The 2341-nt window shown below is 31.8% G+C and carries 3 protein-coding genes; 1 reads left to right on the plus strand and 2 read right to left on the minus strand.

Annotated elements, in window-relative coordinates; all coding sequences use genetic code 11:
* Nucleotides 1–205 precede the first annotated feature (205 nt).
* The gene (locus HY951_14780) at nucleotides 206–1378 is read right to left on the minus strand and encodes an IS4 family transposase (protein ID MBI5541327.1); all 1173 of its coding nucleotides are present in this window, start codon (nucleotides 1376–1378) and stop codon (nucleotides 206–208) included.
* 118 nt (nucleotides 1379–1496) lie between these two features.
* Here HY951_14780 and HY951_14785 point away from each other — a divergent pair, with 118 nt between their 5' ends.
* Nucleotides 1497–1838, plus strand: coding sequence for an HTH domain-containing protein (locus HY951_14785; GenBank protein MBI5541328.1), 342 nt, complete (start codon nucleotides 1497–1499; stop codon nucleotides 1836–1838).
* A 180-nt stretch (nucleotides 1839–2018) separates the two neighbouring features.
* Here HY951_14785 and HY951_14790 read toward each other — a convergent pair whose 3' ends face one another.
* Complete coding sequence (locus tag HY951_14790; GenBank protein MBI5541329.1) at nucleotides 2019–2303, minus strand: DUF4296 domain-containing protein; 285 nt, start codon at nucleotides 2301–2303, stop codon at nucleotides 2019–2021.
* Nucleotides 2304–2341 lie beyond the last annotated feature (38 nt).

Here is a 2341-nt window from a genome sequence, read left to right on the forward strand (position 1 = left end):
ATCTACCAATTGTTTCTCAGCGGTTTTGTCAACATAAGACACAAAGTCATTTTTGCCTTTTATTTCAACAGAGTTACGAGAAAATCGACTTCTTTCTTCCTTAATAAAGACACCAACCTGTTTTGTTAGTTGACAAACATCTTTGCATAATTTTTGTAGATCTAAACTCATATATTTTTTTATAATTTATTACACTAGTGTCCGATTAAATTAGATTGATTATCAATTGTTTACATATATGTTCTTTGACATTTTGAGAGATAGGGCTTTGAAGTAGTTGGTTTAGTTGTGTTTTATCAAAAAGCGATGCACTTAAAATTTGTAAAATTTCGTAAATGGAGCGATTGATTTTAAGTTTGCTTTTTATAACTGCAACCAGTGTATAAGTGATGATTGCAATATAGACTTGCGTTTTTACTGCATTTTCCGAAGTGCCCCAAAATGATTTTATCTTTAAGTGTTGTTTAATCCACTTAAAGAATAGCTCAACTTTCCAGCGATACTTATACAACATTGCAATATCAATTACTGCAAGCACAAAATTATTTGTAATAAACACAAATGTTCTTTTTTGTTCAGCGTCATAAAATTTGATTCTACGCAATTTTTCAGGGTATTCCTTTGAAGGATAAAAGCCTTTAAGATGTATTATTTGGTCGCACATAACACCCATAGATTTGTCAACTTTGGCAGAATAAATTCGATTAAATTGAAAATTATTTTTTGCTCTTGTTACAAAAAAAGCTTTGTGTTGATGAATATTAAATAGCCGTTCAAAATCAATGTAACCTCTATCCATTACATAATAACCGTCAGCTTCATACAATAATACATCAAGTGCGTTTACATCGTGTACGCTTGCTGGCGTGATGTGTACGAAAGAAGGAATGGCTGTTTTTACATCATACAGGGTATGCAGCTTTATACCACCTTTAGCTTTTCTAAAAGTTGCCCACCAAAATACATTTAAGCAAAGGTCTATAGTTGTGGAATCAAAGGCATACACATTTCCTTTTATGGCTAATGCAAAATCCGTTTCTGTAATAGTACAATTCCTTGCTAAAGCAATCATTTCGTAAGCAAATGCTTCATAAATATGATAATCACGTTGCTCGTTTGCATTGGCCAGATTGGAGCGGGAAACATTTTTTCCTAATCCTAAATGATAATATTTATTTGGGTGAGCACTAATAGTTACCAGTAAATCGCGTAAACTATCACGACCACTCAGTTGTCCAAACATCATACACATCATTTGATTCCAACATGTAAAATGTTTTGTCCATTTATTACCTTCGAATTGAGATACACATCTATCAAACACTCGTACAGGCAGAAAGCTAGCTACTTGAGCAAAAACATATTTTCCTTGATTCATAGTTGGATATTTTTCCCAAACTACGAACTCAATTCAAATCGTCACCGAGATATTTTATCTTACAACCCCTATCTATCAATAATTTCAAAGAACTTTTACTTATTTTTATAGTCCACTAATGACTTATCATATCAAAACGATGGAAAAGTCATTCGAGGCTTTAAAGGAGTATATTGGTAAAAAACAAAGAGAAGTTATTCAGGCTGCCAAATTTTTAAAAATACCTGGCATAAATGAAAGGATGGCGCAAATTTTAAAAATAATTCATGACGATGCGGATAGAATGTTAACTAGTAAAGAGCTGGAAAAAAGATTTAATATTTCAAATTTTACAGCAAGAGCAGATTTGAAAAGTCTCGTAGAATTTGGATTTTTGGAAATAATACACGTAAATAAAATCAAACAAAATTTTATAAAATCAAAAAACTTTGAAAGAATCCTTAAAAGATATAACAGATAGTCTTTAATTACAAAAGAAACAGCTCAGTCAGCTCATAACGTTCGTCAATTTTCAAATGAAAAAACAAGGCCGGCTTTTCCTGATTATAAGTTTATTTCAATTGAACAATCTATAAAAGACACGGATAAGCTGTTTTTGAGGGAGATGAGAAAATGACATTTAGGATGAGATCAAAAGAAATCACTTCTTATTCATTACTTCCGCTTGCATCTTACTCAAATCATCCAATACAAGTTGATATATTTCTGCAAATAACTCAGGGTGCTGTGCGTAATACTCAAAACTTTCATCGAATTGCTTTTTACTAATACCATGCTTTTTTAAAATATTTGTATTGGGAGGAGTGGCTGGTGAAAACTCTGTTTTCATAATGTTCGTATTCATAGCGGCTTCCATTAATTGAACATCCACCATCAATGCTGCCATTTTATTTTTGGATAAAACAGTATCCGGTATTTTTTCCACTTCTTTATTTGAACATGAGAAAAGGAAGATGCAAAAGG

Source organism: Bacteroidia bacterium (assembly GCA_016218155.1).
Classification (GTDB): Bacteria; Bacteroidota; Bacteroidia; order Bacteroidales; family GWA2-32-17; genus GWA2-32-17.